We start from the raw sequence: 17,750 nt of genomic DNA on the forward strand, positions 1-17,750 counted from the left end.
AATAAAATCCAAAGTATCAACAAAAAAGAAGAAGACATGAAGACAATCATTGCAGAAAAGCCCTCCGTGGCACGTGAAATCGCCCGCATCGTGGGCGCGACAAAGAGAGAGGAAGGATATTTCGAGGGAGGCGGTTATGCCGTGACATGGGCATTCGGACACCTCGTTCAGCTTGCCATGCCCGACGGCTACGGCGTGCGCGGATTTGTCCGTGACAACCTCCCGATTATTCCCGACACATTCACGCTCGTCCCCCGTCAGGTCAGGACGGAGAAAGGTTACAAGCCCGACAGCGGCGTGGTGTCGCAGATAAAAGTCATCAAAAGACTGTTCGACACAAGCGAACATATCATCGTGGCGACCGATGCCGGACGCGAGGGAGAGCTTATCTTCCGCTACCTCTACCACTATACGGGTTGCACCACTCCTTTCGTGCGCCTGTGGATCAGCTCTCTCACCGACAAAGCTATCCGCGAGGGACTGCGGAAACTCGAAGACGGCAGCAAATACGACAACCTCTACCTCGCCGCCAAAGCGCGGAGCGAATCCGACTGGCTCGTGGGCATCAACGGCACACAGGCGTTATCCATCGCCGCCGGACACGGCACGTATTCCGTGGGGCGGGTGCAGACACCAACGTTGGCTATGGTATGTGAACGCTACTGGGAGAACCGCCGCTTTACGTCCGAAGCATTCTGGCAGCTCCATATCGCAACGGACGGTTGCGACGGCGAAGTCGTGAAATTCTCATCCTCCGAGAAATGGAAAGAGAAAGAACCGGCGATGGAACTATATAATAAGGTAAAGGCGGCAGGTTGCGCCACTGTCACGAAAGCCGAGCGCAAGGAGAAGACGGAGGAAACTCCCTTGCTCTACGACCTGACCACGCTCCAGAAAGAAGCCAACGCCAAGCACGGCTTCACGGCGGAACAGACGCTTGAAATCGCGCAGAAACTCTACGAAAAGAAGTTGATAACCTATCCGAGAACGGGAAGCCGCTACATCCCCGAAGACGTGTTTGCCGAAATTCCCAAACTGCTCGCTTTCATCGGCACACAGCCCGAATGGAAAGACAAGGTGCGGGCAAAAGCCGCCCCGACACGCCGCAGCGTGGACGACGGCAAGGTGACAGACCACCATGCCCTGCTCGTCACGGGTGAGAAACCGCTCTTCCTCTCCAAAGAGGACAATACCATCTATCAGATGATTGCCGGGCGCATGGTCGAGGCATTCTCTGAGAAATGCGTCAAGGATGTGACCACTGTCACGGCGGAATGTGCCGGAGTGGAGTTTACCGTAAAAGGCAGCGTCGTGAAGCAAACCGGATGGCGTGCCGTCTATGGCGAGGAAAAAGAGGAAATTACCATCCCCGGCTGGCAGGAAGGCGACACGCTGACACCGAAAGGCTCGTCCATTACCGAAGGAAAGACCAAACCCAAGCCGCTGCATACCGAAGCCACCCTGCTCTCGGCAATGGAAACGGCGGGCAAGGAAATTGAGGACGACGCACTGCGGCAGGCGATGAAGGACTGTGGCATCGGTACTCCCGCCACACGCGCCTCCATCATCGAAACGCTTTTCAAGCGCGGTTACATGGAACGCTGCAAGAAGTCGCTTGTTCCCACCGAAAAAGGACTTGCCCTCAATTCCGTCGTCAAGACGATGCGCATCGCCGATGTTGCCATGACGGGCGAATGGGAAAAGGAGCTGGCGCGTATCGAGCGCGGGGAACTGTCCGACGACACCTTCCGCAAGGAGATAGAGGCGTACACACGTGAGATAACCTCCGAACTGATCTCGTGCGACAAGCTCTTCGGCAGCCGTGACTCCGGCTGCGCGTGTCCCAAGTGTGGCACGGGCAGGATGCGGTTCTACGGCAAGGTGGTACGCTGCGACAACACGGAGTGCGGACTGCCCGTGTTCCGGCTGAAAGCGGGACGCACCCTGTCCGACGATGAAATCAAAGACCTGCTCACCGAAGGGCATACCAAGCTGCTCAAAGGGTTCAAGAGCAAACAGGGCAAGAGTTTCGATGCTGTTGTCGCCTTTGACGGGGAATATAACACGACTTTTGTGTTCCCGGAGGCTAAAAAGGACAAGAAATTTTCAGGACGGAAGAAATAGTATTAACTTTGCCACTTGTTCAGAGTAATGAATTGTTCTTCGATACCGGATTACACTCATACTTTGGATTTAGTGGTGGCACTCGGAGGGATACCGAGTGCCTTTTTCTTCCTTTTTCCAACCGATTATCCCGTTAATTATCAATCCGCTAAATCCAAAGTAATGAACAACAAGAAGAAAAACGAGGGTCAGACCGACTTTTCCTATTACGGTCTGTACCTGCTGGACTATCTCCGCACGAACAAGTTTGAACAGGCTGACGACACCGCTTTCATACGGGAACGGGCCGACCGTGCCGCCGAAACGTATGAGAGGGCACGGCTTGAAGGCTATCCCGCCGATGGTGCGCAGGAACTGGCGATGGACACGCTGCTGCGCGGGCTGCATTATTCCCGTTACGCCATCCTCCGCGAAGTCGTGGAAAACGAGTTTGCCGATGAAGTGCCGGAAGAGAAGCGTGAAGCCTTTGTCCTGAAACTGCTGCCGCTTGTCGGCAACGTGTTCTCCGTCTATGACCTCTCGGATGACAATTTCGCCCTGTCTTCCGATTACGACCTGCTCTACACGGAGCTGACGGGAGCAACCGTCCTTTACTTAGACGAATATGGCGTTTAACCGCAAACAGAAACTGCGGGACAACATCGAGGCGATACGGACGGCATTCATCCTTGACAGGGAAAATAGGACAGCGACAACCGAAGAGCGTGCCATACTTCAAAGGTACTGCGGTTTCGGCGGTCTGAAATGTATCCTCAACCCTGCAAAGGAACTGACGGATGCCGTCCGGTGGGCGAAATCCGACCTCGAACTGTTCGCCCCGACGGTGGAGCTGCACAGGCTTATCCGTGAGAACAGCAAGGACGAAACAGAGTACAAGCGGTTTGTGGATTCGCTGAAAGCGTCCGTGCTGACCGCTTTCTACACCCCCAAAGAGATAACCGACACCATCGCGGACGTGCTGGCAGATTACAGCGTCCGCCCCGCCCGTATGCTCGAACCGTCGGCAGGTGTCGGCGTGTTCGTGGATTCCATGCTGCGGCACAGCCCCAATGCGGATGTGATGGCTTTCGAGAAGGATCTGCTCACGGGTACAATCTTGAGGCATCTCTATCCCGACCAGAAAATGCGCACCTGCGGTTTTGAGAAAATCGAAAGACCGTTCAACAATTATTTCGACTTGGCGGTGTCCAACATTCCGTTCGGTGACATTGCCGTGTTCGACGCGGAGTTTCAGCGGAGCGACTCTTTCGGCAGACGCTCCGCCCAGAAAACCATCCACAACTATTTCTTTCTCAAAGGACTGGATGCCGTGCGTGACGGCGGTATCGTGGCGTTCATCACCTCGCAAGGGGTATTGAATAGCACCAAGACCTCCGTGCGTAACGAGCTGTTCAGTCAGGCCAATCTGGTATCCGCGATACGCCTGCCCAACAACCTGTTCACGGACAACGCGGGCACGGAGGTGGGCAGTGACCTGATTGTCCTGCAAAAGAACCTCAGCAAGAAGGAAATGTCGCAGGACGAGCGGCTGATGACCGTGATACAGACGGACACGAAAACCGCCCTGACCGACAACGCCTATTTCATCCACCACCCGGAACGCATCGTGCATACGATGGCGAAACTTGACACAGACCCCTACGGGAAGCCCGCTATGGTTTATCTGCACGAGGGCAAGGCAGCAGGCATCGCCGGGGATTTGCGCCGTATGCTCGACGAGGATTTCCATTACAGGCTTGCCATGCGCTTGTATTCGGGTTCAATCCGGCAGGCAGGAACGGAAGAAAAAGTTGCCGTTCAAAATAAAGTAGAGCGTCCTGCCATAAAATTGGAAACAGTATCCTCGGCGCAGACGGTGGAAACTCCGACAGAAAAGCCGCAACCCGCAGATGAAAAGCCGGAGATAGAACCGCGCCCGCAATATTCCGCAGGCGTGCAGCTCACCCTGCTTGACCTCTGGGGGATGACGGAAGAGGTCAGCCAACCGAAAACCTCCAAAAAGAAAAAGACGGTGAAAAAGGCAGTTACGGCAAAGTCCACTCCGCCCAAACCGAAAGTCACGGTTACACCGACAGCTCCAACTGCAAAACCCGCAATGGAGAATAAGGAGGTGAAAGCGGAGAACACCGCCAAGCCTGCCGACCCGGACGACATCTATGCCACACTGGACTGGGATACCAATCCTCCCATCAACGGTTTCTATGAAATGATGATGGGTTTGACGCCGGAGCGTAGGAAAGAACTTCGGGAACTGGCAAGGCAGCATAACGAGAAACAAGTGGCGGAAAAGACGGAAGTGAAAGCCGTGCCGGAAACTTCCCGTGAGCAGCCACGACAGGAGGAAACACAGCCGGAGGCAGTCGCCGCACCTGCCGTTACAGATACCCCATCGGAAGCGGTGGGGACTTTCCTTTTCCCCGACATCGAAGCGGAAAAGCCGAAGGAGGAAGTCGTGGACCTTTCTCCGCGTGCCTACCACCGCACGCCGGAGATGCACCTGCGCGAAGGGTCGCTGGTGGCTGACCGGGGGCGTCATAACATCGGCTACCTGAAAGACATCACGCCATACGGGGCGACATTCCAGCCGCTCGACCTGAAAGGATACCAGAAGGAAAAGGCGTTGTTGTATGTGTCGCTGCGTGACGCCTACGAGCGTCTGTACCGTTATGAATCGCTCCGGCGCGAGGCAAATGTTCCGTGGCGAGAGCATCTGAATACCTGTTACGATGAGTTTGTCATGCGCTACGGCAACCTCAACGCCAAGCAGAACGTGAAGTTAGTGATGATGGATGCGGGCGGGCGCGACATCCTTTCGCTGGAACGGATGGAAAACGGAAAGTTCGTCAAGGCGGACATCTTCGAGCATCCTGTTTCCTTCGCGGTGGAGAGCCATGCCAACGTAGGCTCTCCCGAAGAAGCCCTGTCTGCGTCGCTCAACAAATATGGTACGGTCAATCTCGACTATATGCGGGAGATAACCGACAGCACGGCGGAGGATTTGCTCACTGCCCTGCAAGGGCGCATCTACTACAATCCGCTCGTGACCGGTTACGAAATCAAAGACCGTTTCATCGCCGGAAATGTCATAGAGAAAGCGGAACGCATAGAGGCATGGATGGGTGACAATCCCGAAAATGAGCGTATGCCGGAGGTGAAGCAGGCGTTGGAGGCTCTGAAAGATGCCGAGCCGCAGCGCATCGCCTTCGAGGATCTGGACTTCAATTTCGGGGAACGCTGGATTCCGACGGGTGTCTATGCCGCCTACATGAGCCGGCTGTTCGACACGGAGGTGAAAATCGCCTATTCCGCAAGCATGGACGAGTTTTCGGTGGTGTGCGGCTACCGCACCATGAAAATCACGGACGAGTTTCTGGTGAAGGGGTATTACCGGAACTATGACGGTATGCACCTCCTAAAACACGCCCTGCACAACACCTGCCCTGACATGATGAAGTCCATCGGCAAGGACGAGCATGGCAACGACATCAAGATGCGCGACAGCGAGGGAATACAACTCGCCAACGCCAAGATTGACGAGATACGAAACGGCTTCTCCGAATGGCTCGAAGAGCAGTCGCCGCAGTTCAAGGAGCGGCTTGTGACGATGTATAACCGCAAGTTCAACTGTTTCGTGCGCCCGCGCTACGACGGCTCCCATCAGACCTTTCCCGACCTCAACCTGAAAGGGCTGGCAAGCCGGGGTATCAAGAGCGTCTATCCCTCACAGATGGATTGCGTCTGGATGTTGAAACAGAACGGCGGCGGAATTTGCGACCACGAGGTGGGAACCGGTAAGACGCTGATAATGTGCATCGCCGCGCATGAGATGAAGCGTCTGAATTTGGCACACAAGCCGATGATTATCGGGCTGAAAGCCAACGTTGCGGAGATTGCAGCCACCTATCAGGCGGCATATCCCAACGCACGTATTCTGTACGCTTCGGAGAAGGACTTTTCGACCGCCAACCGTGTGCGCTTCTTCAATAATATAAAGAACAACGACTACGATTGCGTCATCATGTCGCACGACCAGTTCGGCAAGATACCGCAGTCGCCGGAATTGCAGCAGCGCATCCTGCAAGCAGAGCTTGACACGGTGGAGGAAAACCTCGAAGTGCTACGGCAGCAGGGAAAGAACGTGTCGCGGGCGATGCTGAAAGGATTGGAGAAGCGCAAGCACAACCTTGAAGCGAAGCTGGAGAAGGTGGAACACGCCATAAAGTCACGCACGGACGACGTGGTGGATTTCAAGCAGATGGGCATCGACCACATCTTCATAGATGAGAGCCACCAGTTCAAGAATCTGACTTTCAACACGCGCCACGACCGTGTGGCGGGATTGGGAAACAGCGAGGGAAGCCAGAAGGCACTTAACATGCTCTTTGCCATACGCACCATACAGGAGCGCACAGGAAAAGACTTGGGTGCGACCTTCCTCTCCGGCACGACTATCAGCAACTCACTGACTGAATTGTACCTGCTGTTCAAGTACCTGCGCCCGAAGGAGCTGGAACGGCAGGACATAAGGTGTTTCGACGCTTGGGCGGCGATATTTGCCAAGAAGACGACGGATTTTGAATTTAACGTGACGAACAATGTGGTCCAGAAGGAGCGTTTCCGCTACTTCATCAAAGTGCCGGAGCTTGCCGCCTTCTATAATGAAATCACGGACTACCGCACGGCGGAGGATGTGGGCGTTGACCGTCCTGCCAAGAACGAGATACTGCACCATATACCGCCCACGCCGGAACAGGAGGACTTCATACAGAAACTGATGCAGTTCGCCAAGACGGGCGATGCCACCTTGTTGGGCAGGCTGCCGCTTTCGGAAACGGAAGAAAAGGCGAAGATGCTCATCGCCACGGACTATGCCCGGAAAATGGCACTCGACATGCGCATGATAGACCCGAATTACGAAGATCATCCCGACAACAAAGCGAGTCACTGTGCCAAGATGATCGCGGAGTATTATCAAAAATACGACGCCCAGAAAGGCACGCAGTTCGTTTTCTCTGATTTGGGGACATACCAGCCGGGCGACGGGTGGAACGTCTATTCGGAAATCAAGCGCAAACTGACGGAGGACTACGGTATACCGCCAAGCGAGGTGCGCTTCATTCAGGAGTGCAAGACCGACAAGGCGCGGAAGGCGGTGATAGACGCCATGAACGCCGGGACGGTGCGTGTGCTGTTCGGCTCTACCTCTATGCTCGGAACGGGTGTGAACGCCCAGAAACGGTGTGTGGCTATCCATCATCTCGATACGCCGTGGCGACCGTCCGACTTGCAACAGCGTGACGGACGCGGAGTTAGGGCAGGTAATGAGATTGCCAAACATTTCGCCGGGAACAACGTGGATGTAATCATCTACGCGGTGGAGAAGTCACTGGACAGCTACAAGTTCAACCTCCTGCACTGCAAGCAGACTTTCATAAGCCAGCTCAAAAGCGGTGCGATGGGTGCGCGTACCATCGACGAGGGGGCAATGGACGAAAAATCGGGCATGAATTTCTCGGAATACATGGCGTTGCTCTCCGGCAATACCGACCTGTTGGACAAGGCGAAACTGGAAAAGCGGATCGCATCGCTCGAAGGGGAACGCAAGTCGTTCAACAAGGGCAAGCGTGATTCGGAGTTCAAGCTGGAGTCAAAGACCGGCGAGTTGCGCAACAACACGGCTTTCATAGATGCCATGACGGAGGACTGGAACCGCTTCCTGTCGGTGGTGCAGACCGACAAGGAGGGCAACCGCCTTAATATAATAAAGGTGGACGGAGTGGATTCCGCCGATGAGAAGGTCATCGGAAAGCGTTTGCAGGAGATAGCCAAGAATGCCACGACCGGAGGGTTGTACACGCAGGTCGGTGAACTTTACGGTTTTCCGATAAAGGTGGTGAGCGAAAGGATACTCAAAGAGGGATTGGAGTTCACCGACAACCGCTTCGTGGTCGAGGGGAACTACAAGTACACCTACAACAACGGGCATCTGGCGATGGCTGACCCGTTGGCCGCCGCCCGCAACTTCCTCAACGCGATGGAGAGGATACCCTCCATCATCGACCAGTACAAGGCGAAGAACGAGGTGCTGGAGATGGAGATACCGCAGTTACAGGAGATAGCGGGTAAGGTGTGGAAGAAGGAGGACGAGCTGAAGCAGTTGAAGTCCGAACTTGCCGCCCTTGACCGAAAAATTCAGCTGGAGCTTGCGCCACCCACGCCCGAAGTCGCAGAAAAGGAGAATGAAGGGCAACAGCTCAAGCCGGAAGCGGAAGATGTGAGGAACAGGCAGGCGCAATATCCCGAAAATGCACCGCCGCAGATACGCAGTCCGGCGGATAGTATCGTTGCCAACCATGTCATAATCGGGCGTCCGGGACTGTATGCCAAGGAGGAAACCCGGTCCAAAGGATTGAAAATATAACCTAAGGAATTTTATCTGAAGTATTAATAAGGGCTATCCCAAAAGGTCTAAAAGTAAATTTTATCCTTTCTGCAAGTATCTATAGGATGGCAACTGCATTTTTTTCTTTTTGGGCAGCCCTTATTAAAATTTATTCTTATTTTAGGTTATATACATTCATGTCCATTTATGTAAAAAATTCCTGCTGACCTTGTTTATGTCTTGTCAGTCACCATTTGCAAAACCATATTTGACCCTCAAAGAGGCTGAATTTGATAAGTAACTTGCTACATACTCATAATAAGGAGCTAAATAGAACACGAATGGGAAATACACAAATGCTAAACTAAAGAAGATATTGGCCAAAATAAACGCTATACCGAGAGAGAAACTTGATTTTTCAACTTCCTAAAACGGTGTTGTTCAAACATTTCTACTTATTTGTACTTGCCAGTTGAACCTACGCTTCCCTAATAAAATGTCTATGGTAAAAAGTTAAAAAATCCTCCCACTTTTGTTAGATATATTTTTTTGTGTAATTTTGTAATCGTTATGCGGCAGTAATAATATACATATTAATACGAGTTAGTAATCCTGTAGTTCTCATATGCTACGAGGAGGTATTAAAAGGTGCGTTTCGACAATGCATCTACTGTAGTATATTATTGCTTAATCCAAATGAATATTATAAATTTAGGAATTCTTGCTCACATTGATGCAGGAAAAACTTCCGTAACCGAGAATCTGCTGTTTGCCAGTGGAGCAACGGAAAAGTGCGGCCGTGTGGATAATGGTGACACCATAACGGACTCTATGGATATAGAGAAACGTAGAGGAATTACTGTCCGGGCTTCTACGACATCTATTATCTGGAATGGAGTGAAATGCAATATCATTGACACTCCGGGACACATGGATTTTATTGCGGAAGTGGAGCGGACATTCAAAATGCTTGATGGAGCAGTCCTCATCTTATCCGCAAAGGAAGGCATACAAGCGCAGACAAAGTTGCTGTTCAGTACTTTACAAAAGCTGCAAATCCCGACAATTATATTTATCAATAAGATTGACCGTGCCGGTGTGAATTTGGAGCGTTTGTATATGGATATAAAAACAAATCTGTCGCAAGATGTCCTGTTTATGCAAACTGTTGTCGATGGATCGGTTTATCCGGTTTGCTCCCAAACATATATAAAGGAAGAATACAAAGAATTTGTATGCAACCATGACGACGATATATTAGAACGATATTTGGCGGATAGCGAAATTTCACCGGCTGATTATTGGAATACGATAATCGCTCTTGTGGCAAAAGCCAAAGTCTATCCGGTGCTACATGGATCAGCAATGTTCAATATCGGTATCAATGAGTTGTTGGACGCCATTTCTTCTTTTATACTTCCTCCGGCATCAGTCTCAAACAGACTTTCAGCTTATCTCTATAAGATAGAGCATGACCCCAAAGGGCATAAAAGAAGTTTTCTTAAAATAATTGACGGAAGTCTGAGACTTCGAGACGTTGTAAGAATCAACGATTCGGAAAAATTCATCAAGATTAAAAATCTAAAGACTATTTATCAGGGCAGAGAGATAAATGTTGATGAAGTGGGTGCCAATGATATCGCGATTGTAGAAGATATAGAAGATTTTCGAATCGGAGATTATTTAGGTGCTAAACCTTGTTTGATTCAAGGATTATCTCATCAGCATCCCGCTCTCAAATCCTCCGTCCGGCCAAATAAGCCCGAAGAGAGAAGCAAGGTGATATCCGCTCTGAATACATTGTGGATTGAAGACCCGTCTTTGTCCTTTTCCATAAACTCATATAGTGATGAATTGGAAATCTCGTTATATGGTTTGACCCAAAAGGAAATCATACAGACATTGCTGGAAGAACGATTTTCCGTAAAGGTCCATTTTGATGAGATCAAGACTATCTACAAAGAACGACCTATAAAAAAGGTCAATAAGATTATTCAGATCGAAGTACCACCCAACCCTTACTGGGCCACAATAGGGCTGACTCTTGAACCCTTACCGTTAGGGGCAGGGTTGCAAATCGAAAGTGACATCTCCTATGGTTATCTGAACCATTCTTTTCAAAATGCCGTTTTTGAAGGGATTCGTATGTCTTGCCAATCTGGTTTACATGGATGGGAAGTGACAGATCTGAAAGTAACTTTTACTCAAGCCGAGTATTATAGCCCGGTAAGTACACCTGCTGATTTCAGACAGCTGACCCCTTATGTCTTCAGGCTGGCTTTGCAACAGTCAGGTGTGGACATTCTCGAACCGATGCTCTGTTTTGAGTTGCAGATACCCCAAGTAGCGAGTTCCAAAGCTATTACAGATTTGCAAAAACTGATGTCTGAGATTGAAGACATCAGTTGTAATAATGAGTGGTGTCATATTAAAGGGAAAGTTCCATTAAATACAAGTAAAGACTATGCCTCAGAAGTAAGTTCGTACACTAAGGGCTTAGGCATTTTTATGGTTAAGCCATGTGGGTATCAAATAACAAAAGACGGTTATTCTGATAATATCCGCATGAACGAAAAAGATAAACTTTTATTCATGTTCCAAAAATCAATGTCATTAAAATAATGGAGCGGTCAGGAAATTTCTATAAGGCAATACGGTTGGGATATATACTTATCTCCATTCTTATCGGATGTATGGCATATAATAGCCTCTATGAATGGCAGGAGATAGAAGCATTAGAACTTGGCAATAAAAAAATAGACGAGCTCCGAAAAGAAATAAACAATATCAATATTCAAATGATAAAATTTTCTCTATTGGGTGAAACAATACTGGAATGGAACGATAAAGATATCGAGCATTACCATGCACGGCGTATGGCAATGGACAGTATGCTCTGCCGTTTCAAGGCCACCTATCCAGCAGAGCGCATCGATAGTGTGCGCAGTCTTTTAGAGGATAAGGAACGACAGATGTTCCAGATAGTCCGGTTAATGGATGAACAACAATCTATTAACAAGAAGATAGCCAATCAAATTCCGGTTATTGTACAGAAAAGTGTGCAGGAACAGTCCAAAAAGCCAAAACGAAAAGGTTTCTTAGGCATATTCGGCAAAAAAAAGGAAGTAACTCCAGCAGTATCAACCACTATCCTTCATTCGGTCAATAGAAACGTAATCAGCGAACAGAAAGTGCAGGATCGCCAATTGTCGGAACAAGCCGACAGCCTTGCAGCTCGTAATGCAGAACTTAACAGACAACTGCAAGAATTGATTTGCCAAATAGAAGAAAAGGTACAAACCGAACTGCAAAGCCGGGAAAACGAAATAGTTGCCATGCGTGAAAAGTCATTTATGCAAGTAGGCGGTTTAATGGGATTCGTTCTTCTATTGTTGTTAATTTCCTACATCATCATACATCGTGATGCAAAAAGCATTAAACAATACAAGCACAAGACAACTGATTTGATAAGGCAACTGGAACAATCCGTACAACGGAACGAGGCACTGATAACGTCAAGGAAGAAGGCGGTACATACTATCACCCATGAACTGCGCACACCGCTGACAGCAATAACAGGCTATGCCGGACTGATACGGAAAGAACAGTGTGAGGATAAGTCCGGGCAGTATATCCAAAACATACTGCAATCCTCCGACCGTATGCGGGATATGCTTAACACTTTGCTTGACTTCTTCCGCCTGGACAACGGCAAGGAACAGCCCCGTCTGTCACCCTGCCGGATTTCAGCAATCACGCACACACTTGAAACGGAGTTCATGCCTGTTGCCGTGAACAAAGGGCTGTCCTTGTCCGTGAAGACTGGACACGATGCCATTGTATTGACCGACAAAGAGCGAATAATACAAATCGGGAATAACCTGCTGTCAAACGCTGTCAAGTTCACAGAAGAAGGCGGTGTTTCTTTGATTACTGAATATGATAATGGAGTTCTGACACTGGTCGTTGAAGATACAGGTACAGGCATGACAGAAGAGGAACAGAAACAAGCGTTCGGTGCGTTTGAACGTCTATCAAATGCCGCCGCAAAGGAGGGTTTCGGGCTTGGGCTTGCCATAATGCGTAATATTGTGTCGATGCTTGGCGGAACAATCCGTTTAGACAGCAAGAAAGGGAAAGGCAGTCGTTTCACAGTTGAAATTTCTATGCAGGAAGCTGAAGAACAGCTTGGATATACAAGCAATACACCTGTTTATCATAACAATAAATTCCATGATGTTGTCGCCATTGACAATGATGAGGTATTACTTCTGATGCTGAAAGAGATGTATTCCCAAGAAGGAATACACTGCGACACTTGCACCGATGCTGCGGCACTGATGGAAATGATACGCCAGAAAGAATACAGCCTGTTGCTGACAGACTTGAATATGCCCGATATAAACGGTTTCGAATTGCTGGAACTGTTGCGTTCGTCCAACGTGGGCAATTCACCAACAATCCCGGTGGTTGTGGCAACCGCTTCGGGCAGTTGTAACAAAGGGGAACTATTGGCAAAAGGCTTTGCCGGATGCCTGTTCAAACCGTTCTCCATATCGGAACTGATGGAGGTTTCCGACAGGTGTGCCATAAAAGCGACACCGGACGGGAAACCGGACTTTTCCGCCTTATTGTCCTATGGCAATGAAGCCGTCATGCTGGAAAAGTTGATAACTGAAACAGAAAAGGAAATGCAGGCGGTACGGGATGCAGCAAAAGAAAAAGACCTGCAAAAGCTGGATTCCCTGATCCACCACCTGCGCAGTTCGTGGGAGGTGCTCCGTGCCGACCAACCGCTGAATGTACTTTACGGATTGCTTCGTGGCGATGCTCTCCCGGATGGTGAAGCGTTAAGCCATGCCGTGACTGCCGTGCTGGATAAGGGAGTGGAAATAATACGGTTGGCAGAAGAGGAAAGGAGAAAATACGAAGATGAATAAGACAAAAATAATTGTGGTGGAAGACAACATCGTGTATTGCGAATATGTCTGCAATATGCTGTCACGGGAGGGCTACCGCAATATGAAGGCTTACCACCTCTCAACCGCGAAGAAACATCTGCAACAGGCAACAGATAATGATATCGTGGTTGCCGACCTGCGTCTGCCTGACGGCAGTGGCATAGACCTTTTGTGCTGGATGCGAAAGGAGGGAAAGATGCAGCCCTTCATCATTATGACCGACTACGCCGAAGTTAATACCGCCGTGGAAAGCATGAAACTCGGCTCGATAGACTATATTCCCAAACAGCTTGTGGAGGATAAACTTGTCCCCCTGATCCGTTCCATACTGAAAGAACGTCAGGCAGGACAACGCCGTATGCCTATATTCGCCCGTGAAGGTTCCGCCTTTCAGAAAATCATGCACCGCATAAGGCTGGTAGCCGCCACCGATATGAGCGTGATGATATTTGGTGAGAACGGCACGGGCAAGGAGCATATTGCCCACCTGTTGCATGACAAGAGCAAACGTGCAGGCAAGCCATTTGTGGCGGTGGACTGCGGTTCACTCTCCAAAGAGCTTGCACCGTCGGCTTTCTTCGGACACGTCAAAGGTGCATTTACAGGTGCGGACAATGCCAAGAAAGGATATTTCCATGAGGCGGAAGGCGGCACGTTGTTTCTGGACGAGGTAGGAAACCTCGCGTTGGAAACCCAACAGATGTTGCTCCGTGCCATACAGGAGAGGCGGTATCGCCCGGTCGGAGACAAGGCAGACCGGAATTTCAATGTCCGCATCATCGCTGCTACCAATGAAGATTTGGAGGTATCGGTGAATGAAAAGCGTTTTCGGCAGGATCTTCTGTACCGCCTGCACGACTTCGGGATAACCGTTCCTCCGTTGCGTGACTGTCAAGAAGACATTATGCCGCTGGCAGAGTTCTTCCGTGATATGGCAAACAGAGAGCTGGAGTGTAGCGTGAGCGGGTTCAGTTCCGAAGCACGTAAAGCGTTGCTGACACACGCATGGCCGGGCAACGTGCGGGAACTTCGGCAGAAAGTTATGGGTGCTGTATTGCAGGCGCAGGAAGGTGTTGTCATGAAAGAGCATCTGGAACTTGCCGTGACGAAACCGACCTCTACTGTCAGCTTCGCCTTGCGCAATGACGCGGAGGATAAGGAGCGGATATTGCGTGCGTTGAAACAGGCAAACGGCAACCGGAGTGTCGCCGCAGAACTGCTCGGCATAGGCAGGACAACACTATACAGCAAACTTGAAGAGTATGGACTTAAATATAAATTCAAGCAATCATAGCCCGTAATTCACTGAATTTGGCTATCTTTGCATAACATTTGAGAAAAACGGCGATTGGCAGGAGCTTTTCGCCGCCAACATATAGGATAAGACCGCAAGGCGTTTCAAGCGAAAATCTGGTAAATTGGAACTACGGAGACGATTGCGTGATGCTTATGCTATGCTTACGCATAGCGTGCATTCACGTACTCTCCGTAAAGGCTTTACCAGAGCCATCGCTTGAAGGTAGTGTGAATTGCACGCTACTTTTTTACCCTTGCCTAACGAAAGGAAACGATTATGGGTAAAGTTCAGATTCTCGCCGTACTGACGATGGACGGATGTCTTTCTTCAGAGTTATATGATAAAGCACATCAGGATTTGTGCCTTGACCGTTGCGGTCTTGATGAAATCAGGAAGAAAGCCTTTTACCGTGTGACACCGGACTATTCCATTTCAATGCTGCACGAATGGAGAAAAGACTGCACAAACATCCGTTACCTCGCGGAAGCCACACCGGACACGGCAGACTATATAAACGGACTGCTGCGGATGCACGCTGTGGATGAAATCATACTATACACCGTTCCTTTCATATCCGGAAGCGGACGACATTTTTTTAAGTCGGCTCTGCCAGAGCAACACTGGACGCTTTCCTCTTTGAAAAGCTATCCCAACGGTGTATGTCGCATTATCTATATCCTTGATAAAAAAGCAAGATAGCCAAAATGTGCGGCAAGCATACATTTCTATTTTCAGGAATAGAATAAATGTTCCGATTACAAACAATTTAAGTCGGAGATAATTTGTCCTTGTGAAAAAATACTGAATTTTATACCTCTGAAATCCAGCACTTTGTAAAATTGAGTGTTGGATTTTTTATTTTCTGCCGCGTTTTTTGCCAATTATATTCATGTGCGCACGCAGAAAACAAAGTGTAATTTTCAAAATTGACAGAACCATGAATTATTTCTTGCTGGCGGAAACCGACTTTTTCCGCCTGATAAACGAAGCCGGCGACTGCAATATGGAAACGGCATACACGGCTTTCGCCACCCAAGTGATCGAACTGTGCAACGGCGGCATGGACATGAACCTTACCGTCATCGCGCTTGCCTACATCGAAATCGAGTTGCAGCACCATCCCGTACGTAATCTGTCAGAAGAAAAAAGAGAGATTGCCGCCTACGTCAGCAAGGCTCTGTCTTTCGTAAGAAAGATGCAGAAATTCCTTGCCACGCCCCAAGTGCCACCACTAATATCCGCCAACAACGCAACAGAAACCACCGCCAGCCTTCTTCAATGGACGGGCAATGCCATCGACCTCGTGGAACTTATCTACGGCATAGACGTGATGGGCTGCATCAACAACGGCAATATGCCGCTCAAACAGCTCGCCCCACTTCTCTATAAGATATTCGGGGTTGATTCTAAAGACTGCTACCGCTTCTACACTGATATCAAACGCCGGAAGAACGAAAGCCGCACCTATTTCATTGACAGGATGCAGGAAAAACTGAACGAGAGAATGTTGCGTGATGAGGAGTTGGAGCGGATGAGAAAATAAAAAAATATCCATTACATATGAGAAGACAGGAATACTCGTATCCTGTCTTTTTATTTTCATTTAATTATATATTAATTAGCACAATATATGTGAGTTTTTCATTCCTATAAGGACAAATTTCAGAAACGTATGTCTGGTAAATTATTGAGTCATCATAGTATGAACATATATCATTACTAAAAACAATGAAACAACTTCCATAAGATTGTGGTTGTAAAAATCGCCATTTAATAGCCCGTTTTTTTTGTAAAATTCGCCAATTAAAAAAATATGATTATCTTTGCATTATATTTTATAAGGTATGGAAACAGTAAATAGAATACTTCAAGAGAAGATTACAGCACGAATCGCGCCCAATAAAGCAGTACTGATTTTTGGTGCTCGCCGTGTTGGTAAAACGGTAATGATGCGTAAAATTGTGGACAACTATTCAGGTAGGACGATGATGCTCAACGGCGAAGACTACGACACATTAGCACTATTGGAGAATCGCTCAATAGCCAATTATCGGCATTTATTGGATGGTATTGATTTGCTGGCTATTGATGAGGCACAGAACATACCACAAATCGGTAGTATTCTGAAGTTGATAGTTGATGAAATACCGGGAATAAGTGTCTTGGCAAGTGGTTCTTCGTCATTCGATTTGCTGAATAAGACTGGTGAACCGTTGGTCGGCCGCAGTACGCAATTTCTCCTTACACCATTCTCGCAACGGGAAATCGCACAGACGGAAACGGCACTTGAAACCCGCCAGAACCTCGAAGCGCGCTTGATTTACGGTTCCTATCCCGAAGTAGTAATGATGGAGAACTATGAACGTAAAACAGACTACCTACGTGATATTGTCGGTGCATACCTGCTTAAAGATATCTTAGCAATTGACGGCTTAAAAAATTCGAGCAAGATGCGCGATCTACTGCGATTGATAGCTTTTCAGTTGGGCAGCGAAGTTTCTTACGAAGAGTTAGGTAAACAACTCGGCATGAGCAAGACGACCGTTGAAAAATACCTCGACCTATTGGAAAAGGTCTTCGTTATCTATCGTCTGGGGGCTTATTCGCGTAACCTACGCAAGGAGGTTACAAAAGCTGGCAAGTGGTACTTCTACGACAACGGCATTCGCAATGCCATTATCGGGGCTTTCTCACCGCTGGCCATTCGGCAGGATGTCGGTGCGCTGTGGGAGAACTACATCATCGGAGAGCGGCGCAAAGCGAACTTCAATGAGGGACTGCACAGGGAGTTCTATTTCTGGCGCACCTACGACAAACAGGAAATCGACCTGATTGAGGAGAGTGCCGACAGTCTTACCGCCTTGGAGTTCAAGTGGGGAAATAAAATGCCGGCCGCACCGAAAGCCTTCCAAGAAGCCTATCCCTATGCCGAGTTTCATGTGGTAAATCGGGAGAATTATTTGGAGTTCGTATAATCAATAAATTA

General features: G+C 49.0%; 9 protein-coding genes. All 9 read left to right on the forward strand.

Annotated elements, in window-relative coordinates:
- Positions 1-36: 36 nt before the first annotated feature.
- The 9 genes from topB (at position 37) to H1A11_RS02370 (ending at position 17,739) form a co-directional block, all read left to right on the forward strand.
- Entirely contained in the window at positions 37-2,124 is a 2,088-nt protein-coding gene (gene topB / locus H1A11_RS02330) for a type IA DNA topoisomerase (RefSeq protein WP_004291456.1), read from the forward strand.
- 27 nt (positions 2,125-2,151) lie between these two features.
- Positions 2,152-2,739, forward strand: a complete 588-nt coding sequence (locus H1A11_RS02335) for a DUF1896 domain-containing protein (RefSeq protein ID WP_004291461.1) — start codon at positions 2,152-2,154, stop codon at positions 2,737-2,739.
- Positions 2,729-8,545: an N-6 DNA methylase gene (locus H1A11_RS02340; protein WP_004291462.1), complete on the forward strand. Its 5,817-nt coding sequence runs from the start codon at positions 2,729-2,731 to the stop codon at positions 8,543-8,545. The genes H1A11_RS02335 and H1A11_RS02340 overlap by 11 nt, the downstream gene beginning before the upstream one ends.
- Positions 8,546-9,202: 657 nt before the next feature.
- The gene (gene tet(Q) / locus H1A11_RS02345; RefSeq protein ID WP_004291466.1) at positions 9,203-11,128 is read left to right on the forward strand and encodes a tetracycline resistance ribosomal protection protein Tet(Q); all 1,926 of its coding nucleotides are present in this window, start codon (positions 9,203-9,205) and stop codon (positions 11,126-11,128) included.
- Positions 11,128-13,446: an ATP-binding protein gene (locus H1A11_RS02350; protein ID WP_004291467.1), complete on the forward strand. Its 2,319-nt coding sequence runs from the start codon at positions 11,128-11,130 to the stop codon at positions 13,444-13,446. Before tet(Q) ends, H1A11_RS02350 begins: the two co-directional genes overlap by 1 nt.
- A complete protein-coding gene (locus H1A11_RS02355; protein WP_004291471.1) occupies positions 13,439-14,761 on the forward strand; it encodes a sigma-54 dependent transcriptional regulator in 1,323 nt (440 codons plus the stop codon). The genes H1A11_RS02350 and H1A11_RS02355 overlap by 8 nt, the downstream gene beginning before the upstream one ends.
- Positions 14,762-15,040: 279 nt before the next feature.
- Positions 15,041-15,463, forward strand: coding sequence for a dihydrofolate reductase family protein (locus tag H1A11_RS02360; RefSeq protein ID WP_004291474.1), 423 nt, complete (start codon positions 15,041-15,043; stop codon positions 15,461-15,463).
- A 238-nt stretch (positions 15,464-15,701) separates the two neighbouring features.
- The gene (locus H1A11_RS02365) at positions 15,702-16,307 is read left to right on the forward strand and encodes an RteC domain-containing protein (RefSeq protein ID WP_004304269.1); all 606 of its coding nucleotides are present in this window, start codon (positions 15,702-15,704) and stop codon (positions 16,305-16,307) included.
- A 301-nt stretch (positions 16,308-16,608) separates the two neighbouring features.
- Positions 16,609-17,739: an ATP-binding protein gene (locus H1A11_RS02370; protein WP_004291480.1), complete on the forward strand. Its 1,131-nt coding sequence runs from the start codon at positions 16,609-16,611 to the stop codon at positions 17,737-17,739.
- Positions 17,740-17,750: the final 11 nt, after the last annotated feature.

It is taken from the genome of Bacteroides sp. CACC 737 (genome assembly GCF_013874375.1).
Lineage (GTDB): Bacteria > Bacteroidota > Bacteroidia > Bacteroidales > Bacteroidaceae > Bacteroides > Bacteroides uniformis.

Bases quoted from the DNA above. Each gene is read 5' to 3' on its own strand.
- topB (WP_004291456.1), top strand. From the start codon at position 37: ATGAAGACAATCATTGCAGAAAAGCCCTCCGTGGCACGTGAAATCGCC.
- H1A11_RS02355 (WP_004291471.1), top strand. From the start codon at position 13,439: ATGAATAAGACAAAAATAATTGTGGTGGAAGACAACATCGTGTATTGC.
- H1A11_RS02360 (WP_004291474.1), top strand. From the start codon at position 15,041: ATGGGTAAAGTTCAGATTCTCGCCGTACTGACGATGGACGGATGTCTT.
- H1A11_RS02370 (WP_004291480.1), top strand. From the start codon at position 16,609: ATGGAAACAGTAAATAGAATACTTCAAGAGAAGATTACAGCACGAATC.
- H1A11_RS02365 (WP_004304269.1), top strand. From the start codon at position 15,702: ATGAATTATTTCTTGCTGGCGGAAACCGACTTTTTCCGCCTGATAAAC.
- H1A11_RS02340 (WP_004291462.1), top strand. From the start codon at position 2,729: ATGGCGTTTAACCGCAAACAGAAACTGCGGGACAACATCGAGGCGATA.
- H1A11_RS02335 (WP_004291461.1), top strand. From the start codon at position 2,152: ATGAATTGTTCTTCGATACCGGATTACACTCATACTTTGGATTTAGTG.
- H1A11_RS02350 (WP_004291467.1), top strand. From the start codon at position 11,128: ATGGAGCGGTCAGGAAATTTCTATAAGGCAATACGGTTGGGATATATA.